At 60.3% G+C, this 18,478-nt stretch carries 16 protein-coding genes; 3 read left to right on the forward strand and 13 right to left on the reverse strand.

The annotated features are described in order from the left end of the window. Window positions 1-8: 8 nt before the first annotated feature. The 11 genes from GVN17_RS12965 to GVN17_RS13015 all read right to left on the reverse strand — a co-directional run bounded on the left by GVN17_RS12965 (window position 9) and on the right by GVN17_RS13015 (window position 12,821). Window positions 9-677 (reverse strand): DUF1190 domain-containing protein, encoded by a 669-nt coding sequence (locus tag GVN17_RS12965; RefSeq protein ID WP_166595668.1) that lies wholly within the window; start codon window positions 675-677, stop codon window positions 9-11. Between the two features lie 9 nt (window positions 678-686). Continuing rightward, a complete protein-coding gene (locus GVN17_RS12970) occupies window positions 687-1,112 on the reverse strand; it encodes a DUF350 domain-containing protein (RefSeq protein WP_178115728.1) in 426 nt (141 codons plus the stop codon). Window positions 1,113-1,260: 148 nt separating this feature from the next. Continuing rightward, window positions 1,261-2,460: a formaldehyde dehydrogenase, glutathione-independent gene (fdhA, locus tag GVN17_RS12975; RefSeq protein WP_166595670.1), complete on the reverse strand. Its 1,200-nt coding sequence runs from the start codon at window positions 2,458-2,460 to the stop codon at window positions 1,261-1,263. A 155-nt stretch (window positions 2,461-2,615) separates the two neighbouring features. Next, window positions 2,616-3,473, reverse strand: a complete 858-nt coding sequence (gene purU / locus GVN17_RS12980) for a formyltetrahydrofolate deformylase (RefSeq protein ID WP_166595671.1) — start codon at window positions 3,471-3,473, stop codon at window positions 2,616-2,618. Between the two features lie 129 nt (window positions 3,474-3,602). Then, window positions 3,603-4,235, reverse strand: coding sequence for a sarcosine oxidase subunit gamma (locus GVN17_RS12985; RefSeq protein WP_166595672.1), 633 nt, complete (start codon window positions 4,233-4,235; stop codon window positions 3,603-3,605). Between the two features lie 156 nt (window positions 4,236-4,391). After that, window positions 4,392-7,412 (reverse strand): sarcosine oxidase subunit alpha, encoded by a 3,021-nt coding sequence (locus GVN17_RS12990; protein WP_166595673.1) that lies wholly within the window; start codon window positions 7,410-7,412, stop codon window positions 4,392-4,394. Continuing rightward, window positions 7,409-7,723 carry a sarcosine oxidase subunit delta gene (locus GVN17_RS12995; protein WP_166595674.1) on the reverse strand — a complete coding sequence of 105 codons (315 nt, stop codon included), beginning with the start codon at window positions 7,721-7,723 and terminating at the stop codon, window positions 7,409-7,411. The genes GVN17_RS12990 and GVN17_RS12995 overlap by 4 nt, the downstream gene beginning before the upstream one ends. A 20-nt stretch (window positions 7,724-7,743) precedes the next feature. Continuing rightward, window positions 7,744-8,994, reverse strand: a complete 1,251-nt coding sequence (locus tag GVN17_RS13000; RefSeq protein WP_062385335.1) for a sarcosine oxidase subunit beta family protein — start codon at window positions 8,992-8,994, stop codon at window positions 7,744-7,746. A gap of 15 nt (window positions 8,995-9,009) precedes the next feature. Beyond that, window positions 9,010-10,263, reverse strand: a complete 1,254-nt coding sequence (locus GVN17_RS13005; RefSeq protein ID WP_166595675.1) for a serine hydroxymethyltransferase — start codon at window positions 10,261-10,263, stop codon at window positions 9,010-9,012. A 334-nt stretch (window positions 10,264-10,597) separates the two neighbouring features. After that, entirely contained in the window at window positions 10,598-11,815 is a 1,218-nt protein-coding gene (gene alaC, locus GVN17_RS13010; RefSeq protein ID WP_166595676.1) for an alanine transaminase, read from the reverse strand. Window positions 11,816-12,074: 259 nt separating this feature from the next. Beyond that, window positions 12,075-12,821 carry a TraX family protein gene (locus GVN17_RS13015; protein WP_166595677.1) on the reverse strand — a complete coding sequence of 249 codons (747 nt, stop codon included), beginning with the start codon at window positions 12,819-12,821 and terminating at the stop codon, window positions 12,075-12,077. Window positions 12,822-12,935: 114 nt separating this feature from the next. On the opposite strand from GVN17_RS13015, the gene GVN17_RS13020 reads away from it, so the two are divergent. Beyond that, window positions 12,936-13,976, forward strand: coding sequence for a low specificity L-threonine aldolase (locus GVN17_RS13020; protein ID WP_166595678.1), 1,041 nt, complete (start codon window positions 12,936-12,938; stop codon window positions 13,974-13,976). A 143-nt stretch (window positions 13,977-14,119) separates the two neighbouring features. Here the strand turns inward: GVN17_RS13020 and GVN17_RS13025 are convergent, their stop codons facing one another. Together GVN17_RS13025 and GVN17_RS13030 are read right to left on the reverse strand one after the other, a co-directional pair. Beyond that, on the reverse strand, window positions 14,120-14,422 hold the full coding sequence (locus GVN17_RS13025; RefSeq protein WP_166595679.1) for a cell division protein ZapA: 303 nt from the start codon (window positions 14,420-14,422) through the stop codon (window positions 14,120-14,122). After that, window positions 14,419-14,652: a hypothetical protein gene (locus GVN17_RS13030; protein ID WP_166595680.1), complete on the reverse strand. Its 234-nt coding sequence runs from the start codon at window positions 14,650-14,652 to the stop codon at window positions 14,419-14,421. The genes GVN17_RS13025 and GVN17_RS13030 overlap by 4 nt, the downstream gene beginning before the upstream one ends. A gap of 321 nt (window positions 14,653-14,973) precedes the next feature. Here GVN17_RS13030 and GVN17_RS13035 point away from each other — a divergent pair, with 321 nt between their 5' ends. Both GVN17_RS13035 and GVN17_RS13040 read left to right on the forward strand, forming a co-directional pair. Continuing rightward, window positions 14,974-16,599 (forward strand): methyl-accepting chemotaxis protein, encoded by a 1,626-nt coding sequence (locus GVN17_RS13035; protein WP_166595681.1) that lies wholly within the window; start codon window positions 14,974-14,976, stop codon window positions 16,597-16,599. 216 nt (window positions 16,600-16,815) lie between these two features. Further along, the gene (locus GVN17_RS13040; RefSeq protein WP_166595682.1) at window positions 16,816-18,441 is read left to right on the forward strand and encodes a methyl-accepting chemotaxis protein; all 1,626 of its coding nucleotides are present in this window, start codon (window positions 16,816-16,818) and stop codon (window positions 18,439-18,441) included. Window positions 18,442-18,478: the final 37 nt, after the last annotated feature.

The following is an 18,478-nucleotide window of genomic DNA, read 5'->3' on the forward strand; positions in this document are numbered from 1 at the left end:
AAGCCCCCTCAGCCGCCGGAGCCGCCACGGGCGCCAAAACCGCCCCGACTCACGCGAATGGGCTCCGCGCCGGACAGCTTCACGCTGGTGGAGAACGACTCAGGACTGGAGACCTTGAAGCGCCCGTTTTTGGCTTTGGGGAACGTCTTGCCTTCGCTGAGCTGCTGATTCAACGAAACCAGCCGCGATTGATCGATCCCGACACGCTCACGGTACAGCGGCTCGCTGTAATAACGCGGACCGTCATCGCCGTAACTGAGCCAGCGCCAGAAGCCGCCCGAGCCATGCCCACCGCCTCCGCCCCCACTGCCGCCACCGGACGAGGTCGCTGGCTCATCGGCGGGCACTTCGCGTTGCGTCGTCACGGCAAAACCGCTGGAGACCGGCATGATCCGCCCGTTGTTCGAGCGCTCGGTGCACATACCGACGTCGTAGTCCGCTTCACAATCGGCGTAGCTGTCGTAGGACGGCGCCCGGTTACGATGCAGCTCATACGCAGCGGTGTACGCGTCGATACAAACGTCTGTCGCCACACCGGATTTGGTGCAGGCTTCGAGGTTTTCGTATTGCCTGGTTTCACTGACGGTTTTCATCGGGCGCTTCCCGCTGTCGCACGCGGTCAACGCCAGCGAAAGGCTGCCCAGAGCGGCCAGCCGAATGCTTTTGCTGCGTTTCATGGCGACTCCTCAGGCAGACGGCGTCATGCAGGCCGCGTTGAGCAGCCCGATGCTGATGGAGATGGCGGCGACGAACACCGCAGCGGCGATCTCACCGCTTTCGATACGGCGCGAAAGGCCTTTGAGCACGAAGCTCACGCCGCCGAACACCAGCAATTGCACAACGGACGCGATCAGCGCCCAGACGAGAAAGTCGAGGAGGGAAATCGAATGGGAGATGACGCTGGCGACCGGAATCGCAAAACCGATCAGCGCGCCTGACAACGCGATGGAGGCTGCCGTGTTGCCCTCGCGGATCAGCGCAAATTCGGCATGGGGGGTCAGGCGGGTATAGGCGACGGCGAAGAGCGAAAAGATCGCTACCGCGCCTATCAGGTACAACACGAAGCCGAGAACAGCGTAACCCTGCAGGGACATCTTCAGCGCGTCGATCACCATGAAACCACTCACATCCTTGTTGAATAGGTGCGTGTTAATACCATGAAACATCTGCCGAATACAGCGTCACCGCGAGGCTTTGCGCCATTCGTCGCGCACAAAAAAGGCGACCCGAAGGTCGCCTTTTGGTGCTCTGCCGCCTGGCTTACGCCGCGCTGAACAGTTTGTGCGGGTCGATCACGAATTTCTTCGGAACGCCTGCGTCGAACTCGCCGTAACCGCGTGGCGCGTCGTCGAGGCTGATGACCTGCACGCCCACCACTTCAGCGATGTTGATGCGGTCCCACATGATGGCTTGCATCAGTTGACGGTTGTACTTCATGACCGGGGTCTGACCGGTGTGGAAGCTGTGGGATTTCGCCCAGCCCAGACCAAAGCGAATGCTCAGGCTGCCCATTTTCGCGGCAGCATCGACAGCGCCCGGATCATCAGTGACGTACAGGCCAGGGATACCGATCTTGCCCGCGACGCGCACGACGCCCATCAGGGAGTTGAGCACGGTGGCCGGTGCTTCTTCCTTGACGCCCGCGTGACCATGACCACGGGCCTCGAAGCCCACGGCGTCGACGGCGCAGTCCACTTCAGGCTCGCCCAGCAATGCGGCGATCTGTTCGTGCAGTGGGGTGTCGGTGGACAGGTCAGCGATTTCGAAGCCCTGAGCCTTGGCGTGCGCCAGACGAACAGGGTTCACGTCACCGACGATGACGACCGCCGCGCCCAACAGACGGGCCGAAGCGGCCGCCGCCAGACCGACAGGACCGGCACCGGCGATGTACACCGAGCTGCCTGGGCCTACACCGGCAGTGACAGCGCCGTGGTAGCCAGTCGGCAGAATGTCGGAGAGGCAGGTCAGGTCACGGATTTTTTCCATGGCCTTGTCGCGATCAGGAAGCTTGAGCAGGTTGAAGTCAGCGTATGGAACGAGGACGTATTCAGCTTGGCCGCCGGTCCAGTCGCCCATGTCGACATAGCCGTAAGCACCACCCGGACGGCCCGGATTGACGGTCAGGCACACGCCGGTGTGTTGCTCTTTGCAGGAACGGCACAGGCCGCACGCGACGTTGAAAGGAACGGAAACCAGATCACCGATCTTCAGGTTTTCGACGCCAGTGCCCTTTTCGACCACTTCACCCGTGATCTCATGGCCCAGCACCAGACCAACCTGGGCAGTTGTACGGCCGCGAACCATGTGTTGGTCGGAGCCACAGATGTTGGTGGATACCACGCGCAGGATGACACCGTGCTCGATCTTCTTCCCACGCGGGTCCTGCATTTTGGGATAGTCGATCTTCTGTACTTCGACCTTGCCTGCGCCGAGATACACCACACCACGATTACCAGACATGCTTTCACCTCGCTGAATTGTTGTTATGGATACAGCTAAGCTCCAAGCCATAAGCTTCAAGCAGCAAGAAAAGCCCTGCTACCACTGCCTCAGCTTGAAACGGGTCTACAGCTTTCTAGCTTTTCCTCTTGTAGCTTGTGGCTTAACGCTTGGAGCTACAGGACGACTGTCCTGTTGGCGTTGAGGAACACACGCCGTTCAATGTGATAACCCACCGCTCGCGCCAGGGTCAGGCCTTCGATGTCGCGGCCCTTGGCGATCAGGTCCTCGGGGTAGTGACTGTGGTCTACCACCTCGACGCCCTGGGCGATGATCGGACCTTCGTCCAGATCGTTGTTGATGTAATGCGCCGTCGCGCCGACCAGTTTCACGCCCTTGTTGTAGGCCTGGTGATACGGCTTGGCGCCCTTGAAGCCCGGCAGCAGCGAGTGGTGAATGTTGATCGCCTTGCCATCGAGCTTGCGGCACAACTCCGGCGACAGCACCTGCATGTAACGGGCAAGCACCACCAGCTCGGCGCCGGATTCCTCGATCACCTGCCAGACCTTCGCTTCCTGCGCAGGCTTGTCGTTGGGGTCGAGTGGGAAATGGTAGTAGGGAATATCGTGCCAGCGCGCCAGTGGTTCGAGATCGGGGTGGTTGGAGACCACGGCGACCACGTCCATCGACAGCTGATTGATGCGCTGACGGTAGAGCAGGTCGTTGAGGCAGTGATCGGCCTTGGAAACCATGATCACCACTTTTGGGCGGTAATTCGGCGCCGTCAGCTCGAAATTCATGCCAAAGGCTGCGGCACGTTCGGTCAGGCCCGCGCGAAAAGATGCCTCGTCGAAGCCGTCGGGCTGACGGAATTCAACGCGAATGAAAAAGCGGCTGGACAGCCGGTCATCGAAGGAATGGTGCTCAGTAACATAGCAGCCCTGCTCGAACAGAAAGCGCGTCACCGCATCCACCGTGCCCAGTACGCTGGGGCAGTCGGCGGTCAGAATCCAGGTATCGGGGGCGCGGCTCATAGTTTTTCCTCAGATCGTTCCCACGCTCTGCGTGGGAATGCAGTTCAGGACGCTCCGCGTCCTTCACATGGAACGCAGAGCGTCCCGGGATGCGTTCCCACGCCGAGCGTGGGAACGATCAAAGCTGAATCAGGCTGCGATCCCAAGGCCATACTCGGCGCTCGCATCCTGCAGCCACAGCCACCAGTAATCGGAGAAGCTGCGGCGGATCAGCAGTTCCCAGCTTTCTTCGCCCGTACGACGGATCACCAGTTGCGACTTGGCGAACACCGTGCCGACGGCCTTGCCGACCGGGAAGTTACTTGGGTGTACATCGTAGCTGGTGGATTTCATCAGCACGTCGCGCACGTTCGGGCCGGTCAGTTCCAGAATGGATTGGCCGCCGGACACGTTGACCACCTGAATGTGCAGGCCGGCCAGCGCTTCACGCAGTTTCTGCTCGACAGCGAACTCTTCGCCGGTTGGCACGATCAGCAGCCACTCATCCGGGCCCATCCACTGGATCGAACTCTCGCCGCTGGAAACCAACGTCAACGCACCTGGCAATTCCATGCCCAGCGCTTTGTGAACACCGGCAGCGAAGGCCGGATCATGGGCATCGCCACGAATGGTCAGGTGGCCCAGCAGTTTTTTCTCGCGCAGCACCACACCCGGGTTGGTGCGGCCTTTGCCGACCAGGCTTTTCAGGTCGGCGTGAAACAGAGGCGACTCGACTTTAGCGTCGGTCGTTGGCCGCTGTTGGTAAACGTTGGCTGTGGTCATAGAGCACCTGTCTTGAATTCTGTTATAGCGGTGAACACGGCCCCTGTAGGAGTGAGCTTGCTCGCGAATGCATTGTGTCAGTCACCGCATCTGGGTCTGATCTGACGTAATCGCGAGCAAGCTCATTCCTACAGGGATTTCAACAAGCCCGCAGGCTTACTCCACGTTCTGCCGGTCGCCCTTCGGATCGAAGAACACCGAGGAAACGATTTCTGCCTCGATCACGCTGCCATCCGCTTGCGGCGAGAACACACGCTCGCCCATACGCTTCAGACCGCCCTTGACCACGCCCATGGCGAACGAATAACCCAGCGAGTTCGCCGCGTAGCTCGACGTCACGTGACCAACCATCGTCATCGGGATCGACTGTTTAGGGTCGAACACCAACTGTGCGCCTTCCGGCAGCCACTTGTTCGGGTCGATTGGCTTGAGGCCAACCAGTTGCTTGCGCTGATCACGCACGCAGTCTTCACGGTTCATACCGCGCTGACCGATCCACGAGAACGGTTTGGTGCGCCCAACACACCAGCCCATGTTGAGGTCGTCCGGGGTCATCGAGCCGTCGGTGTCCTGGCCGACGATGATGAAGCCCTTCTCGGCCCGCAGTACGTGCATGGTTTCAGTGCCGTACGGGGTCAGGTTGTACTTCTTGCCTGCTTCGGCGATTTTTTCCAGAACGCCCATCGCGTAGTCGGCCTGGATGTTCACTTCGTAGGAAAGCTCACCGGTGAAGGAGATCCGGAACACACGAGCCGGTACGCCACCGACCAGACCTTCTTTCCAGGTCATGAACGGGAAGGCTTCGCGATCCAGGTCGATGTCGGTCACTTCGCTGAGCAGCTTGCGGCTGTTCGGGCCCGAAAGGGTCAGGGTCGCGTAGTGGTCAGTTACGGAGGTGAAGTACACCTTCAGGTCCGGCCATTCAGTCTGCTGATAGATTTCCAGCCATTGCAGGACGCGTGCAGCGCCGCCCGTGGTGGTGGTCATGATGAAGTGGTTATCAGCGACGCAAGCGGTCACGCCGTCGTCGAAAACCATACCGTCTTCTTTACACATCAGGCCGTAGCGCGCCTTGCCCACATCGAGCTTGGTCCAGGCGTTGGTGTAGATGCGGTTCAGGAACTCACGCGCATCCGGGCCTTGAATGTCGATCTTGCCCAGGGTCGAGGCGTCCAGCAGGCCGACGCTGTCGCGCACGGCTTTGCATTCGCGGCGCACGGCGGCATGGATGTCTTCACCGGCTTTCGGGAAGTACCACGGACGTTTCCACTGACCGACGTCTTCGAATTCGGCGCCGTTCTTGACGTGCCAGGCGTGCAGCGCGGTGAAGCGCACCGGCTCGAAGATGTGGCCGCAGTGACGACCGACAATCGCACCGAAGGTGATCGGCGTGTAGTTCGGGCGGAACATGGTGGTGCCCATCTCAGGGATGGTGACGTTCAGCGAACGGGCCGCGATGGCCAGACCGTTGACGTTGCCCAGTTTGCCCTGATCGGTGCCGAAGCCCAGCGCGGTGTAGCGTTTTACGTGCTCGACCGACTCGAAGCCCTCGCGGGTCGCCAGTTCGATGGCGGCGGCGGTGACGTCGTTTTGCAGGTCGACGAATTGTTTCGGCGCGCGGGACGTGCCCTTCTCGTGCGGCACCTGGAAGATCGCCAAGGTAGGCTCTTCCACGCGGCTCAACGCTTTCGGAATCACGCCCTCTACAGGTTGGAAACCCGCTTCGGTGGCTGCGCGCACGCCGCCTTCGAAACCGTCAGCCAGCGCGTCGCCGAGCGCGTAAACGCCGTTGATCCCGCCCACGCAGACGCGTTTCTGAGGGGCTTCACCCGGTACGAAACCGAGGATGTCTTCACGCCAGACCGGCTTGCCGCCCAAGTGGGAGGCCAAGTGAACGATCGGGCTGTAACCGCCGGAGCTGGCGATCAGGTCGCAATCAAGCCATTCGCCTGGGCTGGTAACTTTGTGCGCTTTCACGTCAATCGCTGCCACGCGGGCACCGCTGACGCGCTTGCTGCCGCGAGCTTCGATCACGGCGCTGCCGGTGAGGATGCGGATGCCTTTGGCACGGGCTTCTTCGACCAGCGCGCCACGAGGGTTGTGACGCACATCGGCGACAGCAACCACTTGCAGACCGGCGTCGAGCCAGTCCAGCGCCACGCGGTAGGCGTAGTCGTTGTTGGTGGACAGGACCAGTTTCTTGCCCGGCGCTACGCCATAACGGCGGACATACGTCGACACGGCACCGGCCAGCATGTTGCCCGGCACATCGTTGTTGCCGTAGACCAGCGGACGTTCGTGAGTGCCAGTCGCCAGCACGACGCGCTTGGCGCGAACGCGGTGCAGACGCTGACGCACCTGGCCAATCGGTGCGCGGTCGCCGAGGTGGTCGGTCAGACGCTCGTGAATGGTCAGGAAGTTGTGGTCGTGGTAGCCGTTCACGGTAGCGCGTGGCAGCAGAACGACGTTGGCCAGGCCTTTCAGCTCGGCAACGACGGTCGCGACCCACTCAGCGGCGGGCTTGCCGTCGAGGCTTTCGCGGGAATCCAGCAGGCTGCCACCGAATTCTTCCTGTTCGTCAGCCACGATCACACGGGCGCCGCTGCGTGCAGCCGCCAGTGCCGCCGCGAGGCCAGCAGGGCCTGCGCCAACCACTAGCACGTCGGCGTGGTGGTTCATGTTGTCGTAGGTGTCCGGATCGTTTTCGGTCGGGGAACGGCCCAGACCGGCGGCCTTACGGATGTACTTCTCGTAGGTCATCCAGAACGATTGCGGGTACATGAAGGTTTTGTAGTAGAAGCCCGGTGGCATCAGCTTGCCGCCGACCTTGCCGAGAATGCCCATCATGTCGGTGTTCACGCTCGGCCAGCCGTTGGTGCTGGTGGCGACCAGGCCCGAGTACAGCGCTTGTTGCGTGGCGCGCACGTTCGGGATCTGGGTGGCTTCGGTCGCGCCGATCTGCAGCACTGCGTTCGGCTCTTCGGAGCCGGCCGCGAAGATGCCGCGAGGACGCGAATATTTGAAGCTGCGGCCGATGACGTCAACGCCGTTGGCCAGCAGGGCTGCGGCCAGGGTGTCGCCTTCAAAGCCTTGATAGGTCTGGCCGTTGAAGTTGAAGTTCAGGACCTTGCTGCGGTCGATGCGGCCGCCATTGGGCAGACGATTGGATTGGCTCATGCTTTGTCTCCCTTTCCGACCGCAGGCACAGGGTTCACGAACTGTGGCTTGGTGCCAATCAGATAGGTTTCGAGAATTTCGTAAGTCACGGTGTCACGCGTGGCGTTGAAGTACTGACGGCAACCGGCGGCGTGAATCCACAGTTCGTGGTGCAGGCCACGCGGGTTATCGCGGAAGAACATGTAGTCGCCCCACTGTTCGTCGGTGCAGGCAGCCGGGTCCAGTGGACGCGGAATGTGAGCCTGACCCGAACCGTGGAATTCCTCTTCGGAGCGCAGTTCGCCACAGTGAGGACAGAAGATATGAAGCATGGGATTTCTCCTGTGAGTGGTTAGTGCGCGACCGCGGCAGCGCCGTGCTCGTCAATGAGTGCGCCGTTATGGAAACGGTCGATGGAAAACGGCTTGGCCAGCGGGTGCATTTCGCCTTTCGCCAGACTGGCAGCGAAGACGTTGCCCGAACCCGGAGTCGCTTTGAAGCCACCGGTGCCCCAACCGCAGTTGAAGAACATGTTCGGCACAGGCGTCTTGGAGATGATCGGGCAGGCGTCCGGCGTGGTGTCGACGATGCCGCCCCACTGACGGTTCATGCGCACCCGCGACAGCACCGGGAACATCTCGACGATGGCCTGAATGGTGTGCTCGATCACCGGGTACGAACCGCGCTGACCGTAGCCAACCCAGCCATCGATACCCGCGCCGATCACCAGGTCGCCCTTGTCGGACTGGCTGATGTAGCCGTGAACGGCGTTGGACATGATCACGCTGTCGATGATCGGTTTGATTGGCTCGGACACCAGCGCTTGCAGCGGGTGCGACTCGACCGGCAGACGGAAGCCTGCGAGCTTGGCCATGTGACCGGAGTTACCGGCTGTCACCACACCGACGCGCTTGGCGCCAATGAAACCTTTGTTGGTTTCAACGCCGATGCACACGCCGTTCTCTTTACGGAAACCGGTGACTTCGGTTTGCTGAATCAGGTCCACGCCCAAAGCGTCGGCGGCACGGGCGAAGCCCCAGGCCACGGCGTCGTGACGCGCTACACCGCCGCGACGTTGAACGGTCGCGCCGATGATTGGGTAACGGGTGTTCTTCGAGCAGTCCAGGTACGGAATTTCTTCCGCCACCTGCTTGCCGTTGAGCAGTTCACCATCGACGCCGTTCAGGCGGTTGGCGCTGACACGACGCTCGGAATCACGCATGTCCTGTAGGGTGTGGCACAGGTTGTAGACGCCACGCTGGGAGAACATCACGTTGTAGTTCAGGTCCTGGGACAGGCCTTCCCACAGTTTCATCGCGTGTTCGTACAGGTGAGCGGATTCGTCCCACAGGTAGTTGGAGCGCACGATGGTGGTGTTCCGGGCGGTGTTACCGCCGCCCAGCCAGCCTTTTTCGACCACGGCCACGTTGGTGATGCCGTGCTCTTTGGCCAGGTAGTACGCGGTCGCCAGACCGTGACCGCCACCGCCCACGATGACCACGTCGTAGACCTTTTTAGGGGTCGGCGTGCGCCACATGCGCTGCCAGTTTTCGTGGTGGCTGAGGGAGTGTTTGAAGAGGCCGAAGCCCGAGTAATGCTGCATGGTGCGACTCCTGACTCAGCGGTAAACCGGGAAATCGGCGCACAGCGCGGCGACTTGGCTGGCAACATTGGCCTCGACATCGGCATCGCCGAGGTTGTCGAGAATGTCGCAGATCCAGCCGGCCAGCGTGACGCATTGGGTAACTTTGAAACCGCGGGTGGTGACGGCCGGGGTGCCGATACGCAGGCCCGAAGTCACGAACGGCGATTGCGGGTCGTTCGGTACGGCGTTCTTATTCACGGTAATGTGCGAACGGCCCAGTGCAGCGTCGGCTTCTTTACCGGTCAGCCCCTGACGGATCAGGCTGACGAGGAACAGGTGGTTGTCGGTGCCGCCGGACACAACGTCGTAACCGCGATCGATGAACACCTGAGCCATGGCCTGGGCGTTGTCGATCACTTGCTGTTGATAAGCCTTGAAGCCTGGCTCCATGGCTTCCTTGAAGCACACGGCCTTGCCAGCGATGACGTGCATCAGCGGGCCGCCCTGAGCGCCCGGGAATACCGCGGCGTTCAGTTTCTTTTCAATTTCTTCGTTGGCTTTGGCCAGGATCAGGCCGCCACGTGGACCGCGCAGGGTTTTGTGGGTGGTGGTGGTGACCACGTCAGCGAACGGAATCGGGTTCGGGTACAGACCGGCAGCGACCAGACCGGCCACGTGGGCCATGTCGACGAACAGCAGCGCACCGACTTTGTCAGCGATGGCGCGGAAGCGTGGGAAGTCCAGGGTCTTGGAGTAAGCCGAGAAGCCTGCAACGATCATCTTTGGCTTGTGCTCGACGGCCAAGCGCTCGACTTCGTCGTAATCGATCAGGCCGGTGGTGGTGTCGATGCCGTATTGGACGGCGTTGTAGAGCTTGCCCGAAGACGAAACTTTGGCGCCGTGGGTCAGGTGACCGCCGTGGGCCAGGCTCATGCCCAGAATGGTGTCGCCGGCTTGCAGCAGGGCCAGGTAAACGGCGCTATTGGCGGACGAACCGGAGTGCGGCTGAACGTTGGCGTAATCAGCGCCGAACAGTTGCTTGGCGCGGTCGATGGCCAGTTGCTCAACCTTGTCGACGTGCTCGCAGCCACCGTAGTAACGCTTGCCCGGGTAGCCCTCGGCATATTTGTTGGTCAGGCCGCTGCCCTGAGCCTGCATCACGCGCTTGCTGGTGTAGTTCTCCGAGGCGATCAGCTCGATGTGATCTTCCTGACGTTGATCTTCGGCATTCATCGCTGCCAACAGTGCATCGTCATAACCCTGGATTTGGTCTTGCTTGCTGAACATCGCGGTTCTCCCAGCGGCGGCGCGGCGCCTGAATTGTCGTGTTGGGGCTTTTGGATCACCCCTTGGCAGCGATGGTAGGGCTGACGCAGACAGGCCAGATGCCTACGCACGCCACGCAAAGGCGCGTTTACGACATGGTTTTGCGGGGAGAGTGAAATGCAGGGTTTAACATGACACTTGTAGGAGCGCGCTTGCCCGCGAAAACGTTGTATCAGGCGGGTTCTATGCCTCTGACACACCGCCATCGCGGGCAAGCGCGCTCCTACGCTTTGGTCGTATTCCAAACAAAAATCCCCGACCTGGGCCGGGGATTCTGGAATAACGAATGTCGCATTCAGACCGATTTTGCAGGCAACAACCCATCCGCCCGGAACATCCCGCGAATACCCCGCACCGCCTGACGAATCCGGTCTTGGTTCTCGATCAGCGCGAAACGCACGTGATCGTCGCCGTACTCACCAAAACCGACACCCGGCGAGACGCAGACCTTGGCTTCGAGCAGCAACTTCTTGGCGAACTCCAGCGAGCCCAGGTGCGCGTAGGCCTCAGGAATCTTGGCCCAGACGTACATCGACGCCTTCGGGTTTTCCACCATCCAGCCCAGTTCATGCAGGCCTTTGACCAGCACGTTGCGGCGTTGGCGGTATTGCTCGGCGATGTCGAGCACGCACTGTTGGTCGCCTTCCAGTGCCGCGATCGCCGCCACTTGCAGCGGCGTGAAGGTGCCGTAGTCGTGGTAGCTCTTGATTCGGGCCAAGGCGTTGACCAGTTCGGGGTTGCCGACCATGAAGCCGATGCGCCAGCCCGCCATGTTGTAGCTCTTGGACAGGGTGAAAAACTCCACTGCGATGTCCTTGGCGCCGGGCACCTGCATGATCGACGGGGCTTTCCAGCCGTCGTAGACGATGTCGGCGTAGGCCAGGTCGTGCACCACCAACACGTCGTACTGTTTGGCGAGCGCGACCACGCGTTCGAAGAAGTCCAGCTCGACGCACTGCGCGGTCGGGTTGGACGGGAAGCCCAGAATCATCATCTTCGGCTTGGGGATCGAGCCACGAATGGCTTTTTCCAGTTCGGCGAAGAAGTCCACGCCCGGCACCAGCGGCACCGAGCGCACCTGAGCGCCTGCGATCACGGCACCATAGATGTGGATCGGGTAGCTGGGGTTCGGCACTAGCACCGTGTCACCTTGGTCAAGGGTGGCGAGCATCAGGTGCGCTAGGCCCTCTTTCGAGCCAATGGTGACGATGGCTTCGGTTTCGGGGTCGATGTCGACCTCGTAGCGGGTTTTGTACCAACTGGAAATCGCCCGACGCAAACGCGGGATGCCACGCGAAGTCGAGTAGCCGTGAGTGTCTTCACGTTGGGCGACGGTGACCAGTTTTTCGACGATATGCGGCGGCGTTGCCCCATCGGGGTTACCCATGCTCAGGTCGATGATGTCCTCACCACGACGACGAGCAGCCATTTTCAGCTCGGCAGTGATGTTGAACACGTAAGGGGGGAGTCGATCGATGCGCGCAAAACGGCGCGGCGAACCTTGGTCAGCCATGGAAACCTCAAGAAGACGTAAGCGCCCGGAACCGTCCGAGCGACGCTGGCCACTGCGGTGGCCTGGTGCGGAAGATAAGGGGCGTGATGGCGGTTTGTCTACAGGGTCGTGGAGAGAAATACCTATTCCGCGATCACCACGTCCCCTGTAGGAGCCGGCTTGCTGGCGAACGCGATGCATTACCCGACATTGATGCAACTGACCCAACGCATTCGTCGGATCGCCGCCCGCAGCAAGCCGGCTCCTACTGAGGTACGCGTCAAACCATGACCATGTGACGCACACCGAGCAGCACCAAAAAATGCAGCGGATAGATCAGATACGCCCACCTGCGCATCGGCCAGACACCGAATCCGGGTCGCCATCGCAACAGCGCCAGCCCCAGAAACGGCCCCAGCAGACACGCGATCAACGCCCCAATCGAAATCGGATCGCCCCACATCATTCCGTCGATGATCTTCGGCCATTCATTGCTCAACAGGCAGACCACCCCCGGAACCACCGCGAGCCACAACGGCCCGCGCAGCACCAACAGAAAGGCCGTCGGCAGCAACACCCCATAGGCCCCGAACATGAGTTGCTCGCCAAACGCGACACCCATACCGAGTGCGACAACACCCAAAATGCGGGGCATCGATGAACGAGCAACCGCGCCCTGCGCCACCAGCAGCCCCAGTACCAAGGTCGGCAGGACGTTCAGCGTAGTGACCTCATCCGCCATGTACAGCCGATAGGGAAACTCGGCGACCACGGAAAAAACCACCAGCCACGTCAGATATTTCCAGTCCGGACGAGGCGTCACCCCGCGCGAAAGGCTGCGTCCGACATTCGCCGCAATCGCCAGACAGAACCACGCAAACGCCAATCGTCCCGGCACGTACAGCCCATCGACATGCCAACCGACATAACGCAAGTGATCGAGCACCATACTCAGCATCGCCAGCCACTTGAGCAGGTCCAAGGCCCGGTCGCGCTCGGGGCGCACCGCTGAAATCGTCTCGGTCATCGAGCCTCACTCATTTGCTGCTCTCCGTTTTACTGAATGTTCTGACGCAAGAATGCATGACCTCTGCATTGAAATCTGGTTACAGTCGCAACCTTCGATTACAGGGAACCGGCCATGTCAGACCAAAGCCAGCAGTTTGCCAGCGACAACTATTCGGGAATCTGCCCGGAAGCGTGGGCGGCCATGGAGCAAGCCAACCATGGCCACCAGCGTGCCTACGGCGACGACCAATGGACAGCACGCGCTGCCGATCAATTCCGCCAGCTGTTCGAAACCGACTGCGAAGTGTTTTTCGCCTTCAACGGCACGGCAGCCAACTCATTGGCGCTGTCGTCGTTGTGCCAGAGCTACCACAGCGTCATCTGCTCCGAAACCGCCCACGTCGAAACCGACGAGTGTGGCGCGCCGGAGTTCTTTTCCAACGGCTCGAAGCTGCTCACCGCTCGCAGCGAGAACGGCAAGCTGACGCCCGCGTCGATTCGTGAAGTCGCGCTCAAGCGCGCCGACATCCACTATCCGAAACCGCGTGTCGTGACGCTGACTCAGGCAACCGAAGTCGGCAGCGTCTACCTGCCCGAAGAGCTGAAAGCCATCAGCGACACCTGCAAGGAACTGGGCCTGAACCTGCACATGGACGGCGCCCGTTTCGCCAACGCCTGCGCATTTCTGGGCTGCTCACCGGCTGAGCTGACCTGGAAAGCGGGCATCGACGTGCTGTGCTTCGGCGGCACCAAGAACGGCATGGCAGTGGGTGAGGCGATTCTGTTCTTCAACCACAAGCTGGCAGAAGACTTCGACTATCGCTGCAAGCAGGCAGGGCAACTGGCGTCGAAAATGCGTTTTCTGTCGGCTCCTTGGGTGGGCCTGCTGGAAAACGATGCGTGGCTCAAACACGCTCGCCACGCCAACGCCTGTGCGCAATTGCTGGCCGACCTGGTCAAGGACATTCCGGGCGTTGAGCTGATGTTCCCGGTGCAGGCCAACGGCGTATTCCTGCAACTGTCGGAGGCAGCCATTGCCGCACTGACCGCCAAGGGCTGGCGGTTCTACACCTTCATCGGCAGCGGCGGCGCGCGCTTCATGTGCTCGTGGGACACCGAAGAGGCCCGCGTGCGCGAGCTGGCCGCGGATATCCGTCTGGTGATGGGGGCCTGATCGCAGCCGCCGATCTCTCTGACCAAACGCAATATCCCCCTGTGGGAGCGAATTCATTCGCGAAAAAGGGTACATCCGACATTGATGTGTCGGATGTACCTACCAATCGCAAATGAATTCGCTCCCACAGGGAATCGCGGCATTCACCCCTGCGCAATCACCTTCTCAATCACCTCGACCGTCGCACTGACCTTGTCTTCATAGCGGCTCAGCGCTTCGGCGTGTTGCTGCTTGAGTTCGATCTGCTTCGAACACAGGTTCAGCGCCGCCAGCACCAAGAGGCGATCACCGATCAGCGTCGGATAACTGCGCTTGGTCTCGGACAGGGCCGACTTGAGCATGACCACGGCATCCATCAGCGTCTGTTCCTGACCTTCAGGCGCTTTGATCGTGTAATCGTTGCCGAGAATGGAAATGACCTTGGTGGTGTCGCGGTCAAGGATCATGCGCCGACCGCACTTGCGCTGGTGGCGCGATCAACCAACGCCTGAATACGGGCGGCCGTGGCGCCCTGCTTCTCTTCCTGCTCCAGCAGACTCAACTGCAAACTGTCGTTGTCATCCCTGGCTTGTTTCAATTCTTCGGCGAGCTGAACATTCGTGTTCTGCAGCGTCTGATTCTGCTGAACCAGATCACCGACGAGTTTTTCCAACTGGCTTAGAGATGCTTCCAACATTTTGATTTCTCAGGCAAATTTCAAAGGGCGCGTACGATAAAGAAAAGTCACTTCAGCTACCAGTGAAATCAGGGCATTCACGCCACAACACCGACACAAAAAGCACAGATACCGCTTCAATTCCGCAAACGCATAACGGACCTGATTGACTGCGTTTTCCCCCTCTTGTTCCTGCTGTTCGTCAGATCGACCTGCCTGCGACAGATGCGCGCACTATGGACCAACCAGTTCAAGTCTTGGCATGCCTGACCGATAAGCAAGTATTCCTTTTCGTACCTCCCCTTTGTTTCGCATGGATCGCGCCCTAATTCAGGAACAGTCATGTCCCTTCGCAACATGAACATCGCGCCCCGTGCTTTTCTCGGCTTCTCCATCATCGGCTTGCTGATGCTGGTGCTTGGCATCTTCGCGCTCGCGCAGATGAGCAAGATCAACGACGCCACTGAAGCCATGGCCACCAACAGCATGCCCAGCATCAAGGCGCTGGATAAGCTGACCGAGGCCAGCGTTCGTCTACGCGTCCTGTCCTATCGTCTGATGCTCAACCGCGAAGCCGATACCCAGCAAAAGACGCTCGACCTACTGGCCACCCGTAACCGGCAGATCGAAGAAGCACGCGCCGTTTATGTGAAGTTGATCTCCGCCCCTGAAGAGCAGGCGACGTACGATCAATACGTGAAACTGCTGGGCGACTATCGCCAGCTCGAAGACCGCATGAAATCGTTGAGCAGCGCTAACAAGCTGGACGACCTGACGGCTTTGCTTAACAACGACCTGCAAACCAACTCGGACCAGATGAACGTGGTCTTGAGCAAGCTGGTGGAAATCAACACCCAGCAGCTCAACGACACCAACAAAGACGCCTCGAACCAGTATTCGACGGCCTTCACGATGGTGGTCACGCTGTTGATCATTGCCACTCTGCTGACGCTACTGTTCGCCTGGCTGCTGACGAACAGCATCACTCGCCCAATCTCCTCTGCGCTGAAAGCGGCGGAGGAAATCGCCGAGGGTGATCTGACCCGCACCATTCAGGTAGACGGGAATGACGAAGCCGGTCGTCTGCTGGCGGCCATGCTGAAAATGCAATCGAAGCTGCGCGACACACTGCAACGCATTTCCGGTTCCGCGACTCAACTGGCGTCTGCCGCTGAAGAGCTGAACGCCGTCACCGACGAAAGCGCCCGTGGCCTTTCCCAGCAAAACAACGAGATCGAACAGGCCGCGACCGCTGTCAACGAGATGACCAGCGCCGTCGAAGAAGTGGCCCGCAACGCCGTCAGCACCTCCGAAGCATCGAAAAACGCCACCACCTCGGCCAGCGACGGCCGCGATCTGGTGCAGGAAACCGTCAGCGCCATCGAACGCATGAGCGGAGATGTGCAAAGCACTGCCACCCTGATCGGCAACCTCGCCGAGCAATCCCGCGACATCGGCAAGGTGCTGGACGTGATTCGGGGTCTCGCCGACCAGACCAACCTGCTGGCCCTCAACGCCGCCATTGAAGCTGCACGTGCGGGCGAAGCCGGCCGTGGCTTTGCCGTCGTGGCCGACGAAGTGCGCGCCCTCGCCCACCGCACCCAGCAATCGACCAGCGAAATCGAACGCATGATCGGCAGCATTCAGGGCGGGACCGAGGAGGCCGTCAACTCGATGCGCAGCAGCACCGAACGCGCCGAATCGACGTTAAACATCGCAAAAGGCGCAGGCGTTGCGCTGGACACCATTAACGGTGCGGTGGTGGAAATCAACGAACGTAATCTGGTAATCGCCAGCGCCGCCGAAGAACAGGCTCAAGTGGCTCGCGAGGTGGACCGCAATCTGGTCAACATTCGCGATCTGTCGACCCAATCGGCCACGGGCGCCAACCAGACCAGCGCAGCGAGCAACGAACTGTCGCGTCTGGCCGTGGACCTGAACGGCATGGTCGCCCGCTTCCGCCTGTAAGCCGCTGACAGCCATGAAAAAAGGGGAATGCGCCTATGCGTATTCCCCTTTTTTCGTCCCTGCTGGTTTGAAAACCTTCGGATCGACAGCAAGCTATTTATTTCAAAATAATGCAAATACGCTCAAGGCCCCGGATTTACGACCGATAGGCAGTAACCAGACTCGTTTAAAAACGGCCAGGGCGCAGGTCTGCGCCCATTTCTCGGATGATCGGTTATGTCACTGCGCAACATGAACATCGCTCCACGCGCGTTTTTCAGTTTTGCCCTGATAGGCGCCCTGATGTTGTTTCTCGGCATCTTCTCGTTGACGCAGATGAGCAAGATTCGTTCTGAAGGCAACGAAATCGCAAAGAACACCGTGCCGAGCATTCGCAGCCTGGACAAGATGATCGACACCAGCGTGCGCTTACGCGTCCTGTCTTTCCGGCTGCTGGTCAACCGTGACCCGGCCGTTCAACAGAAGACCCTCGACGCCATGACATCCCGCTTCCAGCAAATGGGTATTGCCCAAGCTGTTTATGAAAAGCTGCCGACGACCGCGGACGAAAAAACCAACTATGCCGAATTCAAGCAGCTGCTGACCCAGTACCGTCAGCTCGAAGACCGCATGCGCGCCCTCAGCCAAGACGGAAAAACGGAAGAACTCGCCCGGCTGTTGAACGTCGACTTGCAGGAAAACTCCGACAAGATGAATGCCGTTCTGTCGAAGCTGGTGGAGATCAACAGCAAAGAGTCTGACGCCGCCAACGCCTCTGCGGGCGAGCAATACAACATGGCGTTCAATATGGTGGTCGGGTTGCTGATCCTTGCGACGGTCCTGACGTTGCTGTTCGCCTGGCTGCTGACCAACAGCATCACTCGCCCGATAGGTGCTGCGCTCAAGGCCGCCGAAGAAATCGCCGAGGGCGACCTGACGTCAACGATTGTCGCGGACGGTTCGGACGAAGCGGGTCGCTTGTTGACGGCCATGCTGAAGATGCAATCAAAACTGCGCGACACGCTGCAACGCATTTCCGGCTCAGCCACTCAACTGGCGTCTGCCGCTGAAGAACTCAATGCCGTGACCGACGAGAGTGCCCGAGGCCTGTCGCAACAGAACAACGAAATCGAACAGGCCGCGACCGCTGTCAACGAGATGACCAGCGCCGTCGAAGAAGTGGCCCGCAACGCAGTCAGCACCTCCGAAGCTTCAAAGAACGCTACGTCTTCGGCCAGCGACGGCCGTGATCTGGTGCAGGAAACCGTCAGCGCCATCGAACGCATGAGCGCAGACGTGCAAAGCACCGCCACCCTGATCGGCAACCTCGCGGATGAATCCCGCGACATCGGCAAGGTGCTGGACGTCATTCGTGGCCTGGCCGACCAGACCAACCTCCTCGCCCTCAACGCCGCCATCGAAGCCGCACGCGCCGGTGAAGCCGGTCGCGGTTTTGCCGTCGTGGCCGACGAAGTGCGCGCCCTCGCCCACCGTACCCAGCAATCGACCAGCGAAATCGAACGCATGATCGGCAGTATTCAGGGCGGCACCGAAAAGGCTGTCAACTCGATGCGCAGCAGTACCGAACGCGCTGAATCGACGCTGAGCATCGCCAAAGGCGCAGGCGTTGCGCTGGACACCATTAACACCGCGGTGGTCGAGATCAACGAACGCAACCTGGTGATCGCCAGCGCCGCCGAAGAACAGGCCCAAGTGGCGCGAGAAGTGGACCGCAACCTGGTCAACATCCGCGACCTCTCTGCGCAATCCACCACCGGCGCCAGCCAGACCAGCGCAGCCAGCAACGAACTGTCGCGACTGGCGGTTGATTTGAACGGGATGGTGGCGCGGTTCAGGGTGTAATAACCCTCTACCAAAACGCATAAGCATTGTGGGAGCG

It is taken from the genome of Pseudomonas sp. SLFW, from assembly GCF_009905615.1.
Taxonomy (GTDB): domain Bacteria; phylum Pseudomonadota; class Gammaproteobacteria; order Pseudomonadales; family Pseudomonadaceae; genus Aquipseudomonas; species Aquipseudomonas bambusae.